The organism is Acidipila sp. EB88 (assembly GCF_003858395.1).
Lineage (GTDB): Bacteria > Acidobacteriota > Terriglobia > Terriglobales > Acidobacteriaceae > EB88.
This window is the reverse complement of sequence record NZ_QWEV01000005.1, coordinates 568,184-586,424: the sequence shown is the minus strand read 5'-3', so window position 1 is coordinate 586,424 and position 18,241 is coordinate 568,184. Positions and strand designations below refer to the sequence as shown.

At 65.3% G+C, this 18,241-nt stretch carries 17 protein-coding genes; 8 read left to right on the top strand and 9 right to left on the bottom strand.

Annotated elements, in window-relative coordinates:
- Positions 1-7: 7 nt before the first annotated feature.
- The 4 genes from D1Y84_RS03320 to D1Y84_RS03305 are packed head-to-tail and all read right to left on the bottom strand — an operon-like array spanning position 8 to position 3,785.
- Positions 8-1,048 carry a bifunctional riboflavin kinase/FMN adenylyltransferase gene (locus D1Y84_RS03320; RefSeq protein WP_124847262.1) on the bottom strand — a complete coding sequence of 347 codons (1,041 nt, stop codon included), beginning with the start codon at positions 1,046-1,048 and terminating at the stop codon, positions 8-10.
- Position 1,049: 1 nt separating this feature from the next.
- Positions 1,050-1,811: an MBL fold metallo-hydrolase gene (locus tag D1Y84_RS03315; protein WP_124847261.1), complete on the bottom strand. Its 762-nt coding sequence runs from the start codon at positions 1,809-1,811 to the stop codon at positions 1,050-1,052.
- A 48-nt stretch (positions 1,812-1,859) separates the two neighbouring features.
- Positions 1,860-2,672, bottom strand: a complete 813-nt coding sequence (locus D1Y84_RS03310) for a DUF1844 domain-containing protein (RefSeq protein ID WP_124847260.1) — start codon at positions 2,670-2,672, stop codon at positions 1,860-1,862.
- 15 nt (positions 2,673-2,687) lie between these two features.
- On the bottom strand, positions 2,688-3,785 hold the full coding sequence (locus D1Y84_RS03305) for a folate-binding protein YgfZ (RefSeq protein ID WP_158615289.1): 1,098 nt from the start codon (positions 3,783-3,785) through the stop codon (positions 2,688-2,690).
- 96 nt (positions 3,786-3,881) lie between these two features.
- Here D1Y84_RS03305 and D1Y84_RS03300 point away from each other — a divergent pair, with 96 nt between their 5' ends.
- The 8 genes from D1Y84_RS03300 (at position 3,882) to D1Y84_RS03265 (ending at position 13,318) form a co-directional block, all read left to right on the top strand.
- The gene (locus D1Y84_RS03300; protein ID WP_124847258.1) at positions 3,882-5,588 is read left to right on the top strand and encodes a hypothetical protein; all 1,707 of its coding nucleotides are present in this window, start codon (positions 3,882-3,884) and stop codon (positions 5,586-5,588) included.
- 23 nt (positions 5,589-5,611) lie between these two features.
- Entirely contained in the window at positions 5,612-6,475 is an 864-nt protein-coding gene (gene mtnP, locus D1Y84_RS03295; RefSeq protein WP_124847257.1) for an S-methyl-5'-thioadenosine phosphorylase, read from the top strand.
- Between the two features lie 33 nt (positions 6,476-6,508).
- Positions 6,509-7,444, top strand: coding sequence for a PfkB family carbohydrate kinase (locus D1Y84_RS03290; protein WP_124847256.1), 936 nt, complete (start codon positions 6,509-6,511; stop codon positions 7,442-7,444).
- A gap of 12 nt (positions 7,445-7,456) precedes the next feature.
- On the top strand, positions 7,457-9,094 hold the full coding sequence (locus D1Y84_RS03285; protein ID WP_233581055.1) for a hypothetical protein: 1,638 nt from the start codon (positions 7,457-7,459) through the stop codon (positions 9,092-9,094).
- Positions 9,095-9,113: 19 nt separating this feature from the next.
- Complete coding sequence (gene dapF, locus D1Y84_RS03280) at positions 9,114-9,971, top strand: diaminopimelate epimerase (RefSeq protein WP_124847254.1); 858 nt, start codon at positions 9,114-9,116, stop codon at positions 9,969-9,971.
- Positions 9,968-11,014 carry an LD-carboxypeptidase gene (locus D1Y84_RS03275; protein WP_233581053.1) on the top strand — a complete coding sequence of 349 codons (1,047 nt, stop codon included), beginning with the start codon at positions 9,968-9,970 and terminating at the stop codon, positions 11,012-11,014. Before dapF ends, D1Y84_RS03275 begins: the two co-directional genes overlap by 4 nt.
- A gap of 132 nt (positions 11,015-11,146) precedes the next feature.
- On the top strand, positions 11,147-12,610 hold the full coding sequence (mpl, locus tag D1Y84_RS03270) for a UDP-N-acetylmuramate:L-alanyl-gamma-D-glutamyl-meso-diaminopimelate ligase (protein ID WP_124847253.1): 1,464 nt from the start codon (positions 11,147-11,149) through the stop codon (positions 12,608-12,610).
- Positions 12,611-13,318 (top strand): lysophospholipid acyltransferase family protein, encoded by a 708-nt coding sequence (locus tag D1Y84_RS03265; RefSeq protein WP_124847252.1) that lies wholly within the window; start codon positions 12,611-12,613, stop codon positions 13,316-13,318. It begins immediately after the preceding gene.
- Between the two features lie 13 nt (positions 13,319-13,331).
- Here D1Y84_RS03265 and D1Y84_RS03260 read toward each other — a convergent pair whose 3' ends face one another.
- From D1Y84_RS03260 to D1Y84_RS03240, 5 genes are all read right to left on the bottom strand, one after another.
- Entirely contained in the window at positions 13,332-13,664 is a 333-nt protein-coding gene (locus tag D1Y84_RS03260; protein ID WP_124847251.1) for an SPOR domain-containing protein, read from the bottom strand.
- A 14-nt stretch (positions 13,665-13,678) separates the two neighbouring features.
- On the bottom strand, positions 13,679-14,194 hold the full coding sequence (locus D1Y84_RS03255; protein WP_124847250.1) for a hypothetical protein: 516 nt from the start codon (positions 14,192-14,194) through the stop codon (positions 13,679-13,681).
- Complete coding sequence (locus tag D1Y84_RS03250) at positions 14,191-14,985, bottom strand: slipin family protein (protein WP_124847249.1); 795 nt, start codon at positions 14,983-14,985, stop codon at positions 14,191-14,193. The genes D1Y84_RS03255 and D1Y84_RS03250 overlap by 4 nt, the downstream gene beginning before the upstream one ends.
- A gap of 68 nt (positions 14,986-15,053) precedes the next feature.
- Positions 15,054-16,457 (bottom strand): nodulation protein NfeD, encoded by a 1,404-nt coding sequence (locus D1Y84_RS03245; protein WP_124847248.1) that lies wholly within the window; start codon positions 16,455-16,457, stop codon positions 15,054-15,056.
- A gap of 62 nt (positions 16,458-16,519) precedes the next feature.
- Positions 16,520-18,079: a lipopolysaccharide assembly protein LapB gene (locus D1Y84_RS03240; RefSeq protein WP_124847247.1), complete on the bottom strand. Its 1,560-nt coding sequence runs from the start codon at positions 18,077-18,079 to the stop codon at positions 16,520-16,522.
- Between the last annotated feature and the right edge of the window lie 162 nt (positions 18,080-18,241).

Sequence of the window (18,241 nt, the reverse complement as noted above, 5' to 3'; positions counted from 1 at the left end):
CGTGCGGCTAGAGCTGGGCAGCGGGCGCATTGTGGTGTAAGCCGCCGGCGAGGCGACGCGTCAGTCGGTGGTAGCGTCGCGCCCTGGCAATGTCGATGCCGATCTGCGCACGCAGGGCCTCAGGCGAGGGAAAGCGCTGCTCTCCACGAAGCCGGTGCAGAAATGCAAGCTCCAGCGGCGTGGACTCGGTGAGCTCGAGTGGTGGCGCGGTGTCAGGATCGAAGTCGAGCAGGTGGCTCTCGATGGCGTAGGAGTCCTCGCCGAAGGTGGGGCGATTGCCCGCATTAGTGATGGCCGCGAAACGACGCGGAGCCATGCCGCTCTCCTGTCCCGAGGCACCGATGGTGAGTTCGGTGACGTAGACGCCGTGACCGGGCTTCAACTCAGGGTAAGCGGCAAGATTTACGGTAGGCACAAGCAGGCGGGTGCCGATGCCACGGCCGCGCGCCGGGCGCGACACAATGGAGAACGGACGCCCCAGCAGGAAGCGGGCCTGCTCCACCTGGCCAGTTGCGACCAGGCTACGGATGCTGGACGAGGATACGGCCACCCCGCGACGACGCAGCACCCCGTGCGCGACTACGGAGAAGCCCAGCTCCGTGCCCAGGGCGCGCAGTTCGGCAAGGCCGGCGCTGGCCTGGTAGCCGAAGCGGAAGTTGTCGCCCTCGTGCACGGCGATCGCGCGTACCCCGTCCACCAGGACGCTGGTGGCGAAGTCGCGTGCGCTTTGCAGCGAGAAGGCCGGTGTAAACGGCAGCACCAGCGTGGCATCCACCCCGGTCTCGGCCAGCAGTGCCAGTCTTTGCGGCAGGGGTGTAAGCAGCGGGGGAGCATCCGCGGGGCGCAGGACGCGCAACGGGTGCGGGTCGAAAGTGATCACCACGGCGCGCGCGTTCTGTGCTTTGGCGCGGGCACAAACATCGCTCAGGATGGCCTTGTGGCCACAGTGCACGCCGTCGAAGTTGCCGATGGCCACCACGCTGGGGCGGCCGGCATGGCCGGGGTTCAGGGCTGCGGAGACCTGGTCGAGTCCGTAAGACACAAGCATGCTAGAGCTCGACCGGGATCTGCTGCCCGTCGTAGCACAGGCGAATATGCGCGGGCAGCGTCGCCTCGGTGGCGGCGTGGGCCAGTTCATGCGACATGTGCGTGAAGAAGGCTCGTTTGGCGCCGATGCGTTCGATCCAGCCAATCGCCTCCTCGACATTGGCGTGGCTGGGGTGCGGTTCATAGCGCAGCGCATCGAGGATCACCACGTCCACCCCGCGTAGCAGCGCCAGGCTGGCATCGGGGATCTGGCTCATGTCGGTGAGGTAGGCTGCAGAGCCGAAGCGGTAGCCGGCAATCGGCAGGCGCCCGTGCCACAGCGGTACGCGTTGAAACCGGGCATCTGCCACAGCGATGGACTGTTCGCCCTCGATCCGCTGGATGGCGACCCGGGCCTTGTTGGGGTAGGGCGAGGCAGGCGAGAAGGTGTAGTCAAAGATGCGTTCCAGCACCACGGCTGTTTCGTCGTCTGCATACAGTGGCAGTGAGCCGGGGCGGTGCCGGAACGAGAGTGGACGCAGGTCATCGAGACCGAGAATGTGATCGGCGTGCGCGTGCGTGTAGAACACGGCATCGATGCGCCGGATCTGCTCGCGCAGCGCCTGCATGCGGAACTCCGGACCGGTGTCGATCACCACGCAGTGCTGGTCCAAGTTACCGGCGCTCGCGGGCCAGCGGACGGCTATGGACGGGCGGGTGCGCGTATCGCGGGGATCTGCGCTGCTACAGGTGGCACAGGTGCAGCCCAGAATGGGTACACCCATGCTGGTGCCGCTCCCGAGCACCGTGATTGTTGCAGATTGCGCCATGCGCTAGCGCAGGATACCGCCGCCACCCGGCGGCGGGGGCTGATGGGCCTGCCGGCTGATGGCATTGGTCAGCTCAAGAAACATCATGCGCAGTTCAAACGAGATGCCCTGGAGTAGCTGCTGCTCGTGCTCGCTCAGGTTGCCCTGGGTTTTTTCCCCAAGCACGGCGAGCATGTCGATGGACTGGCGAGCGCCCAGGATGTCGATGCGGGGCTTTTGCCCCGGTTCGGTGCCGGCTCCCATGGCCATGATGGCCGAGAGGTAGAAGCTCTGGATCACGTGCTCAAAGCGGACCGGGCCCTGCTGCTGTTGCATGTCCGGGTTGGCCTGCGCCAGCATGGCATCGATTTCGCGCGCGCTCTGCTGATACGCGGCGTCCTGTGCGGCGGTCTCCGCGGCGCTGCGCGGTTGGCCGACCAGTTCGTCGCCATCCGAGACCAGCCCTGCCAGGTCATCTTCTATCGGGCCGTCTCCATCCACGTCTGCGCCTGCATTGGCTCCAGGACGGCTGAACGGGGTTACCGAGCCAGCCATCTCTTCATCGCCCAGGTCGTCGGCGTCTTGAATCGCTGTTCCGGTTGTGGCGGTGGCATCGCTGCTGGCCTGTGGGGTGCGTGGCGGCATGGTGACCACCTTGGCGCTCGACCACTCCTCGGTCGCAAGAGCGCCCGACTGCTGCGCAGGTGCTTCGGCCTGGGGAGTCAGATCCGTGCGGGGGAGTTCTTTTTCGGGCTCGACGAAGCCTTCGCGAATCTCGCCTTCTGCAGTGAACTTGCGCTTATCAACAACAACAAAGGCGGGCGGCTTTTCTGCCATGGTGGAGGTTCCCTTTCAAACGTTTTGAAGCGGCGCGTGCAGCAGCGCCTCGGCGCTGCCACCGGCGTAGGTGAGCGACGAGGAGGCTGTGGCAACGGCTTCGGTGCGCACGGTGCCCAGCGCGTAGATGCCGGGTGTAAGCACTGCGATTGGCGCAGTTACCGATGTGATGCTGGTGAGCTCGCCGACCGCGGTCTCCGGTTTGGCGGCGGAGTACAACGCCGTACCCACAGGCGGTAGCTCGCCCGACAGGCGAAACACGCGGATACCCCGGTGTACCGTGGCGCGCGAACGAATCCGTTCCACGATCTCCTGCCCGAGGTAGCACCCTTTATTGAAGTGCAGCGCATGCATCTGCCCGGTCTCCTGGGCGAGGGTTTTCTCTTCGATGTCCACGCCATACCTCGGGATCCCGGCAAGGACGCGAAGCGACTCCACGGCCTGCGAACCGCACGGCGCAGCCCCGGCGGCGAGCAGTCGCTGCCACAAGGCAGCGACACCTGAAGCCTCGACCCAAAGGACAAACTGGTCGACCGGGCCGACGAGGCTCCGCGCAACCAGGAGGCCATCCTGTTCGACGAAGCTTCCCGGCAGGGGTGCGTCCTTGAGTACACCTGCGCGCAGGAGCAAGGCACCAGCCTCGGGGCCGGTCAGTCCCAGTGCCGTCCAGCCTGGTTCGCGCACCAGTTCCACGTCGTCCATGATGATGAAGCGGTCGAGGTGAGCCGCCACCCGGGCGGCTTGTGATTCGTCGGTGGAAAAGAGCAGCGCCTCCGGCAGGGCATAGACGGTGCCGTCACCTTGGATTCGACCCTGCGCGTTCAGTAGAAAAGTGTAGTTATGCTGGCCGGGCTCGAGGTCTTTCACCGTGTTGGTGATCATGCCGTTGAGCCAGCGGACCCGGTCCTCGCCGGAGATGCGAAAGCGCGCCAGGAACCCCAGATCGTAGACGCCCGCGGCTGTGCACAGCGCTTCCAGTTCCGCAGTCGAGGAGGAGAAGGATGCCGGGGTCAGCACGCCGGCGAACGGGGCTGAAGGTTCGTCCAGCACACGGGCAAGCGGCGTCAACTCGGCCTGGACCTGCTCCGGAACGGTGGTGGTCTCTTCGATCATCGGGAAATACCGGCTCGTCCAGTGTGTTTCAACAGGCCTTATTATAAGCAGCCCCCAGGTCTGGTCCGCTGGGGCTACCATGCCGATAGAGCCTGCATGTTCTCCTCCCCAAGGACTACTCCCCCACTGCTCCATCCTCTGCAGCACGTTTGGCGGCCCGCGCGCGTTCTGCGACCGCTGATCGTGCTGCTCATCGTCACGCTGGGTCCCGCTTCCGGCGACCTGCTTCGCGGGCAGAGCTCGCCACAGGCTGCTCCCCAGGGCGTTCCGCAGGTGAAGAGCCCCCCGCACGACGAGGCGCCAAGCTCACCTAAACCCCGCATCAGCGCAGCGCAGGCCCGCGAGCTGTTTCGCTCGGTCGACACGATCCTGGCCTTTGATGCGCGGGACACCGGGTTCCCCGTGCGCCAGAGCGTGAAACGCCGGCTGCTGACCAGGGACCAGGTGGTGGCCTACCTGAAGCAGAAGATGGACGAGGACAAGGACACGGCACGGATCGAGCGCTCGGCCATCACGCTTGAGAAGTTCGGGCTGCTGCCCCAGCATTTTTCGCTCAGGCCCTTCCTGCTCAAGCTGTTGGGCGAACAGGTGGCCGGCTTCTACGACAGCAAGACCCGGACAGTGAACCTGCTGGACTGGCTCGATGCCGACACCCAGAAGCCGGTGCTGGCGCACGAGCTGACCCACGCCCTGCAGGACCAGTACCAGGCATCCCGCCACATCGACCTGGACAAGTGGGAGAACACCAGTCCGGATGGCACGGCCCAGAATATCGACCAGGATCGCGAACATATCCGCACCGATGAGACAGACTCGGCGCGCGAAGCAGTGCTGGAAGGCCAGGCCATGGTCGCCTACCTTGACTGGGGACTCGAAGGCAAAGGCCAAACGCTGCGGACCCTGCCGGATTTCTCGCTGAGCAGCCTGGACGCCGCGGCAGGTGCGGATGACTCGCCGGTGCTGGCCAGCGCCCCGCTGGTGATGCGGCAGTCCCTGCTGTTTCCGTACCAGGAGGGCCTGGTGTTTGAGCAGCGGCTGTTGAAGGATCGCGGCACCGCGGGCGCATTTGCCGAGGTGCTGCAGCGGCCGCCTTCGACCAGCTGGCAGATTCTGCACCCGGCAGGCTTCGAGCATGGCGACCCCATGCCGCTGCTGCAGATGCCGGATCTGCACCCGTTGCTCGACCAGGACTGGGCGCCGTACGACGTGGGCGTCATGGGCGCGCTTGATGTGCGCATCCTGGCGGAGCAGCTCGGCGACAAGGGCGCAGGCGCGGACGCTGCCCTGGCGTGGGATGGCGGCGTGTACTACGCGGCGCAAAGCCGCTCGGCCACAACCGCTGCCGCGCGCGACAGCACGGCGTCAATCGCGATGGTGTACCTGTCACGATGGAAGACGGCCGCGGCGGCGGCAGCGTTTGCACGCGTCTATCGCGACAGCCTGCCGAAGCGCTACCCGGGTCTGAGGCAGGAGCCGCATGCCGCCGAGGGACCGGCGGCAGTGTATGCGACGGTGGAAGGGCCGGTGATCGTAGATCAGCGCGATCGCTACGTATTTGTCAGCCATACGCTGCCTGTAAACGCGGCAGAAGCGGTCGAGGCGCGCATGTTGGCTGCGCAGACAGGAGCGCAGACCAGCGCGGAGGCACAGCGCAGTGAGGGTGATGCGGCATGGGCGCAGGCGGGTCACGCCACTGGCCTGACCGCTCCACTGCGCGCGTTCTTCGCGCAGCAGGGCATGCTGTCTGCCGGCATGCCACGGGTATACTGTGCGAGGCGCCGCGGCCTCTTGCATCCTGAGTGAGCGCGGCCTTCAGGAGCACGCGTTTGCAGCAGCAGGCAGAGATCGGCATCATCGGCGGCAGTGGCTTGTATGCCATGCCCGGCTTAACAGACGTTCGGGAAGTGCACGTGTCCACGCCCTGGGGCGAACCAAGTGACCCGCTGGTGCTGGGTACGCTTGATGGCCGCAGCGTGGCTTTCCTGGCACGCCACGGCAAAGGCCATCGGCTGTTGCCGAGCGAGCTGCCGTTTCGCGCCAACATCTACGCACTCAAGTCGGTCGGCGTGGAGCAGGTCCTTTCTGTCTCCGCCGTGGGCTCGTTGAAGGAAGAGCACAAGCCCACCGACTTCGTGATCCCGGACCAGTTCATCGATCGCACCTTCAATCGTGTCGCCACCTTCTTTGGCGAGGGCGTTGTGGGTCACGTTGCATTCGGCGATCCGGTTTGCGGCGTGGTGGCCAAGACCCTGACCCAGGCCTGTACGGATTCCGGTGTAGTGGGCAAGCCCGGCGGCACCTATGTGTGCATGGAGGGTCCGCAGTTCTCGACCCGCGCGGAGTCCAAGCTGTATCGCTCCTGGGGCGCCGACATCATCGGCATGACCAACCTGCAGGAAGCCAAGCTCGCGCGCGAAGCCGAGATCTGCTACGCCACGCTTGCCATGGTGACCGATTACGACTGCTGGTTTGAAGGCCATGACGATGTGACCGTCGACCAGGTGATCGCCGTGATGCACCAGAACAGCGCCAACGCGGCACGGGTGGTCCGGCAGGCAGTGGGGTTGTTGCCGAAGGAGCGTAGCTGCGGATGCGCAACCGCCGCGCAGTACGCCATCATGACCAGTCGCGAGATGATCCCCGCGGCGACCCGCGAGAAGTTGCAACTGCTTTTCGGCAAGTACTTCTAACTCGCAACAGCGGTACCCAGGAAAAGAGCAGGTATGAGCATTCTGGTTGTGGGCAGCGTTGCGTTTGACGGCATCGAGAGTCCTTCGGGTAAGCGCGACCGCATTCTTGGCGGCGCTGCCACACACTTCGCACTGGCCGCTTCGTTCTTCACGAAGGTGCGGGTCATTGCCGTGGTTGGTGAAGACTTCAAGGCGGAAGAGCAGGCCGTGTTTGATCGCCGTGGCATCGATACCGAGGGCATCGAGCATGTCGCCGGCAAGAGCTTCTTCTGGCGCGGGTCCTATGTCGACGACCTGAACAGCGCTGCCACGCTTGCCACGGAGCTGAACGTGTTTGAAACGTTCTCTCCCAAGATCCCTGCAAGCTACACGGATTCGCAGTACCTGTTCCTGGCCAACATCGATCCCGTGTTGCAGGAGCGCGTGCGCACGCAGTTGTGCGACGTGCGGATGGTCTGCGGCGACACGATGAACTACTGGATCGGGGCGCACCGCGAGAACCTTCTGCTCGTGATCAAGCACCTCGATACGTTGCTGATCAACGACGGCGAAGCGCGACTGCTGGCAGGGGAGAACAACCTGCTGCGTGCGGCAAACAGGATTCTCGAGCTTGGCCCCAAAAGCCTGATCGTGAAGCATGGGGAATACGGCGCGACGGCTTTCTTCAGCGAGCGTTCTTTCCCTGGGCATGGTGGTCCCCAGTCCGTCGCTTTCCGCGTGCCCACCGTGCTGCTCGATGAAGTGGTGGATCCCACGGGAGCAGGCGACTCCTTCGCGGGCGGCTTCTTCGGATCGCTTGCCGAGTCGGGCGAGCTGACGCCTTCTTCGTGGAAGCGCGCGATGTTCTACGGCGCGACCATGGGTGCGTTTGCCTGTGAGCGCTTCGGCACCGAGCGCGTGCAGTCACTGACACGCAAAGAGATCGACAACCGCTTCGCACAGCTGCGCGCTCTCTCACACCTGGACTAAGTGAGTGTCCGCTTGAAGAAAACCGCCAGCACGCATACTCCTGTTGCTTCCACGCTGGGGCAGGAGTGTGTGCTGGCGGCATGCGCGGCAGCAATCCTTTCCTTCATCGCACTGGCTTACTGCGCGCGTCATGGCATGCTGCTTTTGTACGGCGATGCGGTGGCGCACCTCCACATCGCGCGCCGGCTGAGCGACTCGTTGTACCCGGGCTTTCGCCAGCTTGGCTCCGTGTGGCTGCCGCTGCCGCACCTTCTGATCTACCCATTCGCACGCAGCATGGAGTTCTGGCAGAGCGGGCTGGCTGGTGCGCCGCCGTCGATGCTGGCGTATGTGCTTGGCGTCGCCGGCGTGTATCGGCTGGCGCGGGTTGCGCTCGGTGGCGCCGCGTCGTTTCTTGCGGCACTGTTTTATGCCGCAAACCCCAGCCTGCTGTACTTGCAATGCACGGCCATGACCGAGCCGATCTTTCTAGCCGAGATCATCTGGGCTGCGGTCTTTGTCACGGAACACGGGCGGGCCACGCTGCAGCCGCCCACCGCTGCGCGCGAACGCATCCTGCGCAACACGCTGATGGGCGCGGCGCTGGTGCTGTTTGCCGCGGTGTTCACACGCTACGACGGCTGGATCGTTGCGGCGCTGGCCTGGTGCGTGCTCGCATGGAACACATGGAAGTCCGGAGCGTGGCGCGGACGATCGGGCGGCGCGTTCCTGCTGTGCACGGCGATCCTGCTGGCAGCGCCGGCCGGCTGGCTCGCGTACAACGCCAAGCAGTTCGGCGATCCGCTCGACTTTATGCGCGGCCCGTACTCGGCTAAGGCGATTGACGCGCGCACCAGCGCGCATGGGGCAGGGCACTACCCAGGCTGGCACAACATGCCAGTGGCGCTGCTGTACTTCGCCAAGGCCGCGGAGCTCGACGCGACCGACCGCTGGGTTGCCGATCTGCTGATGCTTGCCTCGCTCGCGGGCACCGCGCTGGCGCTGCGTGCGCGGCGAGGTGTGGCTGGCGCGTTCCTGCTGCTCTGGCTTCCGCTGCCGTTTTACATGTACTCGGTTGCATATGGCTCGGTGCCGATCTTTCTGCCGCGCTGGTACCCGCACGGCTGGTACAACACCCGTTATGGCATGGAACTGTTGCCGGCGTTTGCGCTGAGCCTGGGATGGCTCGCGGCCGCTGCACTGGCACGGGTGAAGCAGCGCACGCCGCAGTTCGTAGCGCCCGCGGTGGCAGCCATCGCGCTGCTCTTCGTGGTGAACGATGTGGTGCTGATCCGGGAGCGGCCGCTGGTGCTGGGCGAGGCCTACGTGAACTCACACACGCGCATCCCGTTTGAGACAGAACTAGCGCATGCGCTCAGCGCGCTGCCGCCCGCCGGGCTGATCCTGATGTACACCTCGGACCATGTAGGCGCTGTGCAGCAGGCGGGTATCCCGCTGGTGCGCACGGTCAATGATTCGGACTGGTTGTTGTGGCGCAAGGCACTGAAAGATCCGGCGCACTCGGCAAGCTACGTGGTGGGCCTGGATGGTGACGCGGTGGCCGCCGCAGTGCAGGCGCATGGCGAAGGCCTAACGCTATTAAACGTGATCTGCTCCACCGGCCAGCCCTGCGCGCGTATTTACAAATCAACAGTGCCGCGCACTTTCTAGCGCCAGCACCAGGAGACAGATGCTCGAGTACAGCAAAGCACACGCCTGTGGCAACGACTTCCTGATCGTGGAGCGTGCCGCCGGCGCCGCTGTTGCGCACGATGATCCACAGGAGCACGCGTTGGCCGTCGCCCTGTGCGCACGCACCACGGGTGTGGGTGCGGATGGGGTGGAGTTCCTGGAGTGGACTGGCGAGCGCTCCGGCACGATCCGCCTGCGCAATGCCGACGGCGGCATCGCCGAGATCAGCGGCAATGGCACGCGTTGCGTTGCGGCATGGATGGCGCACCGCAGGCAGGCGGAGCCCGGCGACGCATTCAAGCTGCAGACCGATGCGGGCGAGCGGGTGTGCTTCGTGGAAGCCCGCGATGGCGCCGAGATGCGCCTGCGTTCCGCGATGGGTATACCGCTGGTGGAGCGCGCAAGTGTATCGCTCGATGAGGACGCGATCCTGGTGGAAGGCGCCGTGGTGTCAACCGGCAACCCGCATTTTGTGATCCGCGTGGAGGATGCAAGCTTTCGCGCCTATGGCATGGACTGGGAGACGCTGGGTCGCGCCATCTGCTTTCACCCGCAGTTCCCGGCGCAGACCAATGTGGAGTTCGTGCACGTGCGCGCTCCGGGTGAGATTGCGATCCGCATCTTCGAGCGTGGCGTCGGGCCGACGAGTTCCTCCGGCACCGGTACCTGCGCCACGGCCGCGGCTTCAATGCTGCTGCATGGCTGCAAACGCAGGCTTGCGGTACACGCGCCTGGTGGCATGCAGACGGTGTCATGGCCGGGCGATAACGTCGAAATGGAACTGACAGGGCCGGCCGTTCTGATCGCGACGGGTCTCGCATTCATGCCCGGTGACAACCGGAAGGTATCAGCTTGAGCAGCGAACACGACGAACGGGGCGCCACCGCGCAGCGCGCCGGAGTCGCTGTGCTGACCGAAGGAGCAGCCCAGCGCAAACCGCTCGCGCTGCCGACTCACCCTACCGTGGCGATCGTGGCACCTGCGAGCAGCGCACAGCAGCAGCGGCTCGACGCGGGAGCCGCTGCGCTGGAGAAGCGCGGCTGGCACGTACGCTTTGGTGCGCATGCGCAGGGCAGGCACCTGCCCTACTTCAGCGCCGACCCTGCGGATCGGCTGGCCGATCTGCACGCCGCGTTTGCCGACCGCTCAATCGATGCGATCCTCTGCACACGCGGCGGGTATGGCAGCAACTACCTGCTGGCCGGGATTGATCTCGATCTGGTGCGCGCCAACCCCAAGCCGCTGCTTGGCTACAGCGATCTCACCGCGCTGCAGAGCTGGCTGCTGGACCAGACAGGACTCGTGCAGTTCCACGCACCCATGCTTGCCGCGGACTTCTACCTGCCCGACGGGGTGGACGAGCCAAGCTTATCGGCGGTGCTCTCGGGGCGTACCCATACCTATGGCGCGGCCGAAGGGCTGCGCTGGCTGCGTTCTTCGCGCTCCGCGATCGCAGCACAGCACATTGCCGAAGACGTTGCGGTGGAAGGCGTCCTGCATGGAGGCTGCCTGACCCTGCTCGCCGCTTCGCTTGGAACTCCATTCGCGCCGCAACTTGAGGGCAAGCTGCTGTTTCTTGAAGACGTAGGCACCAAGCCGTACCAGATCGATCGCATGCTGCGACAGCTCGTACTGGCAGGCAAGCTCCGAGGCGTGACCGGCATTGTCTTTGGCGAGATGCAGGGCTGCGCCTCGCCGGGCGCGCCGACGGACCTGTTTGAGCAGGCGGTTCTGCATGCCCTGCGTGACTTCCCGGGGCCGATCGCGACCGGGTTGCGGTCGGGCCACGTGTCGCGCGCCAACGTGACGCTGCCCCTCGGGGTGCGCGCGCGGCTCGCGGGAGCAGGCGAAACACCCACCCTGGAGCTGCTTGAGCCAGCGGCTGCCCTGCGCGTCTGAGCCGGGCCGCCCGGCGGCCCGCAGGCAGGTGCGGGGGTATCAACGAGGACTCCCGTTTGCAGTTCGCCTTTCATGCATACGGCCGGCGAGACGCGACGACAGGGTGGATGTGCGAAGCTAAAGGCACAAGCAATGGACGCCGCGACCCTCGCCCCACAAACCTCTGCAGATCAGCGCAAGCACATCCACCTCATCGGCATCTGCGGAACGGCCATGGCATCGCTGGCCGGGCTGCTGCAGCTGAAAGGCCACCGCGTCACCGGCTCCGACCAGGCCGCATACCCACCGATGTCCGACCTTCTGCGGTCGCTCAATATTCCGGTGGCCGAACCATTTGGCGAACGCAACCTCGAGCCGCGCCCTGACCTTGTGGTTATCGGCAATGCCCTGTCGCGCGGCAATGCCGAGCTTGAGTACGTGCTTGATCAGCGCATTCCGTTCACTTCGATGGCGCAGCTGGTGCGCGAAGAGTTCGTCGTGGGACACGAGTCGCTCGTGGTCTCGGGCACGCACGGCAAGACCACGACCACCAGCATGCTGGCCTGGATTTACGAAGTGGCCTCGCGCACGCAGCCCGAGCTTGCGCCTTCGTTCCTGATAGGTGGTGTGGCGGAGAACTTCGGCACCAGCTTTCAGCTGCGTGACGGCAGGCCTTTCCTGATCGAGGGCGATGAGTATGACACGGCCTTTTTCGACAAGGGTCCGAAGTTCATGCACTACTTTCCGGACGCGCTAATCCTGACCCATGTGGAGTTCGACCACGCGGACATTTATCGCGATCTGGACGCCGTGAAGACCGCGTTCCGGCGCCTGGTCAACCTTGTACCGCGCCGCGGCCGCATCATCGCGTTCGACAACGCACCCAATGTGCGGGATTGCGTGGCGAACGCGTTCTGCCCCGTGGAGTTCTACGGCTTTGGCGAGGATGCCCACTGGCGTGTGAGCGAGATGACGCACGACGGAGGCCGTTCCGAGTGGAAGCTGAGCTGTGGAGACGAGCCCTGGGCCACGTTGCGGCTGCCCATGGCCGGCGAACACAATGCACTGAACGCGACTGCCGCTGCGGCACTCGCTGCAGGGCAGGGCGTGCCGGTGGAAGCAATCGTCGAGGCGCTCGAGACGTTTCAAAGCGTAAAGCGCCGCCTGGAAATTCGTGCAGTGGTGAACGGCGTTACGATCATCGATGACTTTGCGCATCACCCGACGGCGATTCGCGAGACGTTGCGTGCACTCCGCGCCGCATATCCGCTGGCTCGTTTGTGGGCGGTGCTTGAGCCACGCTCCAACACGCTGCGCCGCAATGTGTTTGAGCGCGAGTTGTGCGAAAGCCTTTCGCTTGCGGATCGCGTGGTGCTCGCAGGCGTGTTCAAGTCAGAGACCATCCCGGAGGGTGAGCGTCTGCATCCGGAGCAGCTCATCGTGTCACTTGCCGAGCAAGGGCATGAAGCCGCGCTGTACGCTCATGCCGATGACATCGTGGACGCAATCGCGCCCGAACTCGGCTCCGGCGATGTGGTGGCAATCCTCTCAAACGGCGGCTTCGATGGCATCTACGAAAAGCTTCCTGCGCGCATCGCCGCGCTGTGCCGGCAATAAGTGCTGAGAGCCCTGCTGCTGCTGGGAGTGTGGGTGCTGCTGGCGATCCCGGTCGGGCTCGTGGCTCTGCCCTGGACCGTGCTCACCCGGGATGCTTCGCTGCTCTACCGTTGGGGCGTGTGGATCGCCACCAGCGGGCTCGCCGCGGCAGGCGTGCGGTACCGCGTCCGTTTCGATGTGCCTCTTCCTGACACCGCCTGCATCTTTCTTTCCAATCACGCCTCCAACCTCGATCCACCGCTGCTGGTCTCCGTGTTGCGGCCGCATCGAACCGCGATGTTGATCAAGCAGGAGTTGTTGAAGATTCCCCTGCTGGGCTGGGGCATGCGGCTGGCCGGCTTCGTGGCGGTGGCACGCTCCGGCAGCGTGGAAGACGCCAAGCGTTCCCTGATGCTGGCTTCACAGGTGATCCGGTCGGGTATTTCCATGACGGTGTTCGCCGAGGGCACACGCTCCCCCGATGGGCGGCTGCTGCCGTTCAAGAAGGGCCCGTTCTTCCTTGCAAAAGAGTGCGGCGCACCCGTCGTGCCGGTGACGCTGATCGGCACAGCAGCGCTGCTGCCGAAAGGCAAGTTCCGGTTGCGAAGCGGCACAGTGGATGTGGTGGTGCATGCGGCTCTGGACCCGCGGGACTTTGCAGATCGCGACGCCTTGAAAGACGCGGTGCGCGCTGCGATTGCCTCGGCGCTCCCGGCGACCGCCCGCTAGGCGCGTCGCGCCTTCAGGGCTTGATAAAGGCGTTGTAGCCGCTGTCTGCCAGTCGCGCCCGCATGGCCTTTGCCTCGGACACCGAGTGGAACGGACCCACCTGCACATGAAAGAACGGATCGCCCGTGGCTGTGCGCACCATGGCTGCAAAGCCGTCATGACGCAATGCCGACGACAGGGTCTGAGCATCGGCCGCATGGCTGACCGCCGCGATCTGCACCATCAGGTTCACCACCGGGCCTTGGGCTACGGGAGTTGGCTCAGCCTCGACCGCCGGAGCAGCCGGGGGCCTTCTTGCAGGGATTGATGCTGCCACGCCGAAAGGCTTTGCGTCTGCGCTGCCCATGCTTGGTGCTTCACTCAACGAACCCGCGCCCGGCCGGGCAGCGCGCGACAGCGCTTGTTGCGGCGAGGTACTTCTCGGTGCCGCCCCTGCCTGCGCGGTGTCACTGGGGGCCAGTACTCCTGCTGTGTCGAGGCTGTGCCCGGTGTGGGCTTTGCGGCTGTGGACGGAGGTGTGGCGCCCAGCGTAGAGCTGCCCGGCGTGGTCCTTGGAGCATTTCCACCGCTGCCCATGGAAGCGTTGCTGGCATTGTCTGTGCCATCCTGCGTATCGTCGTCCGGAATGCTGCTGGCCGCAGCCGCAGCACTCCGGCTTTCAGGCGTCGGCACCGTCGGCAGGGAAGCGGTCCCTGCGCCTGCCTGCAAGGGCATGTGCACCGTACGCGCCGAGCTATAGCCGAAGCCGAAGCAAACCGCGCAGATCAGCGCCAGAGCGAAAAAGATTCCCAGCAGGGCTGGAGCGCCGAGCACAAGGTCGTTGCGTGGCGCCTCGTCTTCCAGAAGGGTGTGCTCATGCTCCAGCGCCTGCCTCATCCCTGCTTCTCCTCCGGCGGCGGCGCGGCAGCGCCGGTCACCGCGGTGACGGTTCGCTGCAGCAGCGAGAGCATTTCAATCGGCAGCGGGAAGATGATGGTGGTGTTCTTTTCCGCACCGATATCTCGCAAGGTCTGCAGGTAGCGCAGCTGCATGGTGGTGGGCTGCTCCGCCAGCAGCCTGGCGGCATCCACGAGCCGCTGCGCTGCTTCAAACTCGCCATCGGCATTGATGATCTTGGAGCGTTTCTCGCGCTCGGCCTCGGCCTGGCGTGCCATGGCGCGCAGCATCGACTCGGGCAGATCCACCTGCTTGACCTCGACGCTGACAACCTTGACGCCCCACGGCTCGGTGCGACCGTCGATGATCGTCTGGATCCTCTGGTTCAGCGCGTCGCGGTGCGAAAGCAGCCCATCCAGATCGACCTCACCCAGCACTGACCGCAGCGTGGTCTGCGCGAACTGCGAGGTCTGGTACACGTAATTCGTTACTTCAATCACAGCCTTGGCGGGGTCCAGCACCCGGAGAGTGATCACGGCATTCACCTTGAGGGTGACGTTGTCGCGGGTGATCACATCCTGCGATGGAACCTCCAGGACCTCCTGGCGAAGCGAGACACGCACGATCTGGTCGAAGGGGCGGAACACCAGGATCAGGCCCGGGCCCTTGGGCGGCACCAGCGCTCGACCCAGCCGGAAGATGACGCCACGCTCGTACTCGCGCAGGATGATGACCGAGCTGAAAAGATAGAAACCGACAATGACCAGGGCGGCGATGGCAAAGATATTCATGGGTTGAGGCCTCTCGCTCCGACAGAAGTGTACCGCAGCTACTGTACGCTGCCGGGTCTGGCCCGCTGCTATGTCATCGGTTCGACAACCAGGGTGAGCCCGCGCACGGCGGCAACCCGAAGACGGGTGCCGACCGGGACCGGAACAGCACTCTCGCCGAGCCAGATCTCGCCACGTACCAGCACCTGGCCCCGGAACCGGGTCTCCGGGTGAACGGCAGCAGCGCCGAGGGCGCGGGTCGCTTCGTCGAAGCCGTTCTGGACCACGGCGACGGCCCCGACCATGGACGAGGGACCCGTGAGCACCTTGTTGCGCCGCGCGCGCAGGGCGATGCGCACCAGCATGGTCGTGATCAGCCCAAAGCCGGTGCCGACGCCGAGCGCCGTGGCCACGCGTACGCGCAGCTCCGGCACGGGGCCCTGCACCAGCGTGAGCATCCCGACCACCAGGCATGCCACCCCCGTCATGGCGAGGATGCCGTGGCTGGGTACTTTGATCTCGAGCAGCAGCAGCACCAGTGCCGCGACAAGTAGCATCACCGCGGTGTAGCTGAGCGGCAGCAGGTTGAGCGCGAACAGTGCCGTCATCACCATCAGCGTGCCCACCGCGCCCGGGATGATGGTGCCCGGTACGTTGAACTCGAGATACACCAGCAGCACGCCGCCTACCAGCAGCAGCAACGCGAGATTGGGATCGGTGAGTTTGCCCAGGATGCGTTCCCGTATCGAGGGGAGTGCGTCGACCAGCCGCGCGTTGCGCAGATGCAGCACCACCACGCGTCCGTCCGGGCGCGTGACGCTCTGCCCGTCCAGCGAGCGCAGCAGCGAAGGTACGTCTGGAGAGACAAGCGTCAGCAGGCCCAGTTGCATCGCCTCGCTCTCGGAGTAGGACTTCGAGTTCACCACGGCATCCTGGCCGGCGGCGAGATTGCGCTTCCGCATTGCGACGAACGAGCGCAGAAAGGCGGTCGCGTCATTCTCGAGCTTCTGCTTCAGGATGGGATCGAGCTTTGCGCCTTCGATGATCGGGTGGGCGGCGCCCGCATTGGTTCCCGGCGCCATCGCTGCCACGTCGGCGGCTTCCAGCAGGAAAAATCCAGCGGACCCGGCACGGCTGCCGGCAGGAGCGACGTACACGATCACGGGCACTGGTGAAGCCAGGATGCTGTGCACCATGACGCGCATGGATTCCAGCAGCCCGCCCGGGGTGTTCATCAGGATCAGCGCCGCACTGGCGTGCGCGGCCGCGGCCTCGTTGAGCGTGCGATCCAGGTACCAGGCGCTGACGGGCTGGATCGTCGAGTCCAGGTGAATGACCGACACGGTGGGTTCCGCAGGGAGCGATTCCGCGGCGTGGGCCCGTTCCAGAAGGCTTCCTGTGACGAGTGCTCCCAGGAGCAGGAAGACGCCGCAGACCCACAGATGCAGCGCGGACAGGTGGCCATTTCTCGAGGTGTTCGTCCGTGCGTCCATCCACGTCGCAGCAGCAACGCGCGCGCGCAGCCGCGTCCACAAGGTATGAGCCGCCTGCAGCACTACTGCACCTGCCCGCCACGCGCAGTGATCGCCGGTCGCAGACCGCGCGCTTCGGCGTTGTTGGCATCGAGGCGAAGGGCGGACGCAAGCTCCGTCGCAGCAACCGGCACCTGGTTCGCTGCCAGGGCAAGGCGAGCCAGCACCACGTGCGCGGCCGCATTGTCGTGCAGTTGCAGTGAGCGTTTGGCGAGCTGCGCGGCAGCATCGTGGTCGCCGGTACGTTCGCGCACACGCGCCAGCCCGCAGTACGCATCGGCCGACTGCGGATCCACGGCGATCGCGCGGTTGTACTCGCGCTCACTCTCCACCAGCAGCCCGGCGTTCAGATAGCGATTGCCCTCCGCCAGCAGCGCGGTGACCTGCTTGGCCGGCGGCTGGGTTGCCGCGCGCAGGGTCTCCATCTGCTCCAGCTCAAAGGCGGCCTGCCGAAAAGCTGCCTCGTCGTAGGAGCGCTTGATGCGCTCAAGCGGCAGGTTGGTAGCCGCGGGAGTTGCACTTGCAGGCTGGCTGCCCGGCGGCGTGGCAGGTGGCAAAAAGCCGGGGTTGCGCAGGTTGTTGTTGAAGGTCTGGATCTCCGAATCGGAGGGACGAAGCTGCAGCGCGGTTTGTGCTTCTTTCTGCGCGTTTGCCGCGTCACTTCGCCTGGCATAGGCGAGCGCCAGGTTGAAGTGGTAGTCCGCGTCCTTGGGGTCGCCCGCGATCGCCTGCTGAAACAGCGGTGCCCCATCCTTGCCGCGTCGGGCGCTGGCAACTCCCTGGTTGTTGACGACCTCGGGCAAGGGCAGGCGCGTGCTCACAAAAGCAAAGGCGTCTTCGGCAGGGAGGTATTTGCCGGTGTAGAAGTATGCGAGCCCGCGATGAAAGTCCGCCTGCAGCGCATCGGGATCGTTGCGAGTGAGATGGCCGTAGGCGGTCGCCGCGCCCTCGTAGTCCTGCGCGGCAAAGCTTGCATCGCCCAGCGCCAGCCAGGCTGGTCCGTAAGTGGGGTCGAGGCGCACCGCATCGCGCAAACGACGCAGGCGGTCTTCGGGCGAACCCTGCACCAGTCCGCGCACATAGTCTTCAAACGCGTCGAGCCGGAGTTTGCTGTCGGCGGCGACAAAGGTTTCTTCGGCCACCGGGTACGTGGGGTCGAGCTGCCGCACCACCCGCCAGGCCAGCGCATTGATCACGTCAGGCAGCCGGCTCAGGTCGGCCGACTCGACCAGTGGGGCGCCTTCGCGCAGGTCGGCCATGTCCAGCACGCGCACGGTGGCTGTGATGCGTGTGCCATCCACCTGGTAGGTGCCGAGCAAAACGGAGTCTGCGTCCAGCGTCTGCGCAAGGCGAAGCGTGCTCGCATGGGTCGGCTGGAAGTCGGGCGGAAGGCCGAGGTGGTCGAAAGCGTAGGCGCGGTCGTTTCGGCTGATCGGCAAAAAGCCTGCGGCGGCGAAGCGCCGGTTCAGGATCTCCGGAAAGGCTGCGCCGATCCAGTCGACGCTGGCGACTGTGCCTACATTTTCAAAGGGAAGCGTCAACAGCAGTTCGCCATGCGCCTGGGCTGATTCAGCGGTGGCCATGCCCGGCTGCGGGCGTCCTGCGGAGGAGGGTTCGGGCGCGCCGCTGGTCTGCTGGGCGTGCAGTGTGGATGCAGCCAGCCCGGAAACAGCGAGCAGCAGCGGAAGCAGAACGGGCGTCGGTGCGAAACGCGGCAGGGCTTACTCCTTGCAAGCCGCGACTGG

What these genes read in the sequence shown, in the direction of transcription:
- D1Y84_RS03320 (WP_124847262.1), bottom strand. Translation starts at nt 1,048, where the DNA reads ATGCTTGTGTCTTACGGACTCGACCAGGTCTCCGCAGCCCTGAACCCC.
- D1Y84_RS03315 (WP_124847261.1), bottom strand. Translation starts at nt 1,811, where the DNA reads ATGGGTGTACCCATTCTGGGCTGCACCTGTGCCACCTGTAGCAGCGCA.
- D1Y84_RS03310 (WP_124847260.1), bottom strand. Translation starts at nt 2,672, where the DNA reads ATGGCAGAAAAGCCGCCCGCCTTTGTTGTTGTTGATAAGCGCAAGTTC.
- D1Y84_RS03305 (WP_158615289.1), bottom strand. Translation starts at nt 3,785, where the DNA reads ATGATCGAAGAGACCACCACCGTTCCGGAGCAGGTCCAGGCCGAGTTG.
- D1Y84_RS03300 (WP_124847258.1), top strand. Translation starts at nt 3,882, where the DNA reads ATGTTCTCCTCCCCAAGGACTACTCCCCCACTGCTCCATCCTCTGCAG.
- D1Y84_RS03290 (WP_124847256.1), top strand. Translation starts at nt 6,509, where the DNA reads ATGAGCATTCTGGTTGTGGGCAGCGTTGCGTTTGACGGCATCGAGAGT.
- dapF (WP_124847254.1), top strand. Translation starts at nt 9,114, where the DNA reads ATGCTCGAGTACAGCAAAGCACACGCCTGTGGCAACGACTTCCTGATC.
- mpl (WP_124847253.1), top strand. Translation starts at nt 11,147, where the DNA reads ATGGACGCCGCGACCCTCGCCCCACAAACCTCTGCAGATCAGCGCAAG.
- D1Y84_RS03260 (WP_124847251.1), bottom strand. Translation starts at nt 13,664, where the DNA reads ATGGGCAGCGCAGACGCAAAGCCTTTCGGCGTGGCAGCATCAATCCCT.
- D1Y84_RS03255 (WP_124847250.1), bottom strand. Translation starts at nt 14,194, where the DNA reads ATGAGGCAGGCGCTGGAGCATGAGCACACCCTTCTGGAAGACGAGGCG.
- D1Y84_RS03250 (WP_124847249.1), bottom strand. Translation starts at nt 14,985, where the DNA reads ATGAATATCTTTGCCATCGCCGCCCTGGTCATTGTCGGTTTCTATCTT.
- D1Y84_RS03245 (WP_124847248.1), bottom strand. Translation starts at nt 16,457, where the DNA reads ATGGACGCACGGACGAACACCTCGAGAAATGGCCACCTGTCCGCGCTG.
- D1Y84_RS03240 (WP_124847247.1), bottom strand. Translation starts at nt 18,079, where the DNA reads ATGGCCACCGCTGAATCAGCCCAGGCGCATGGCGAACTGCTGTTGACG.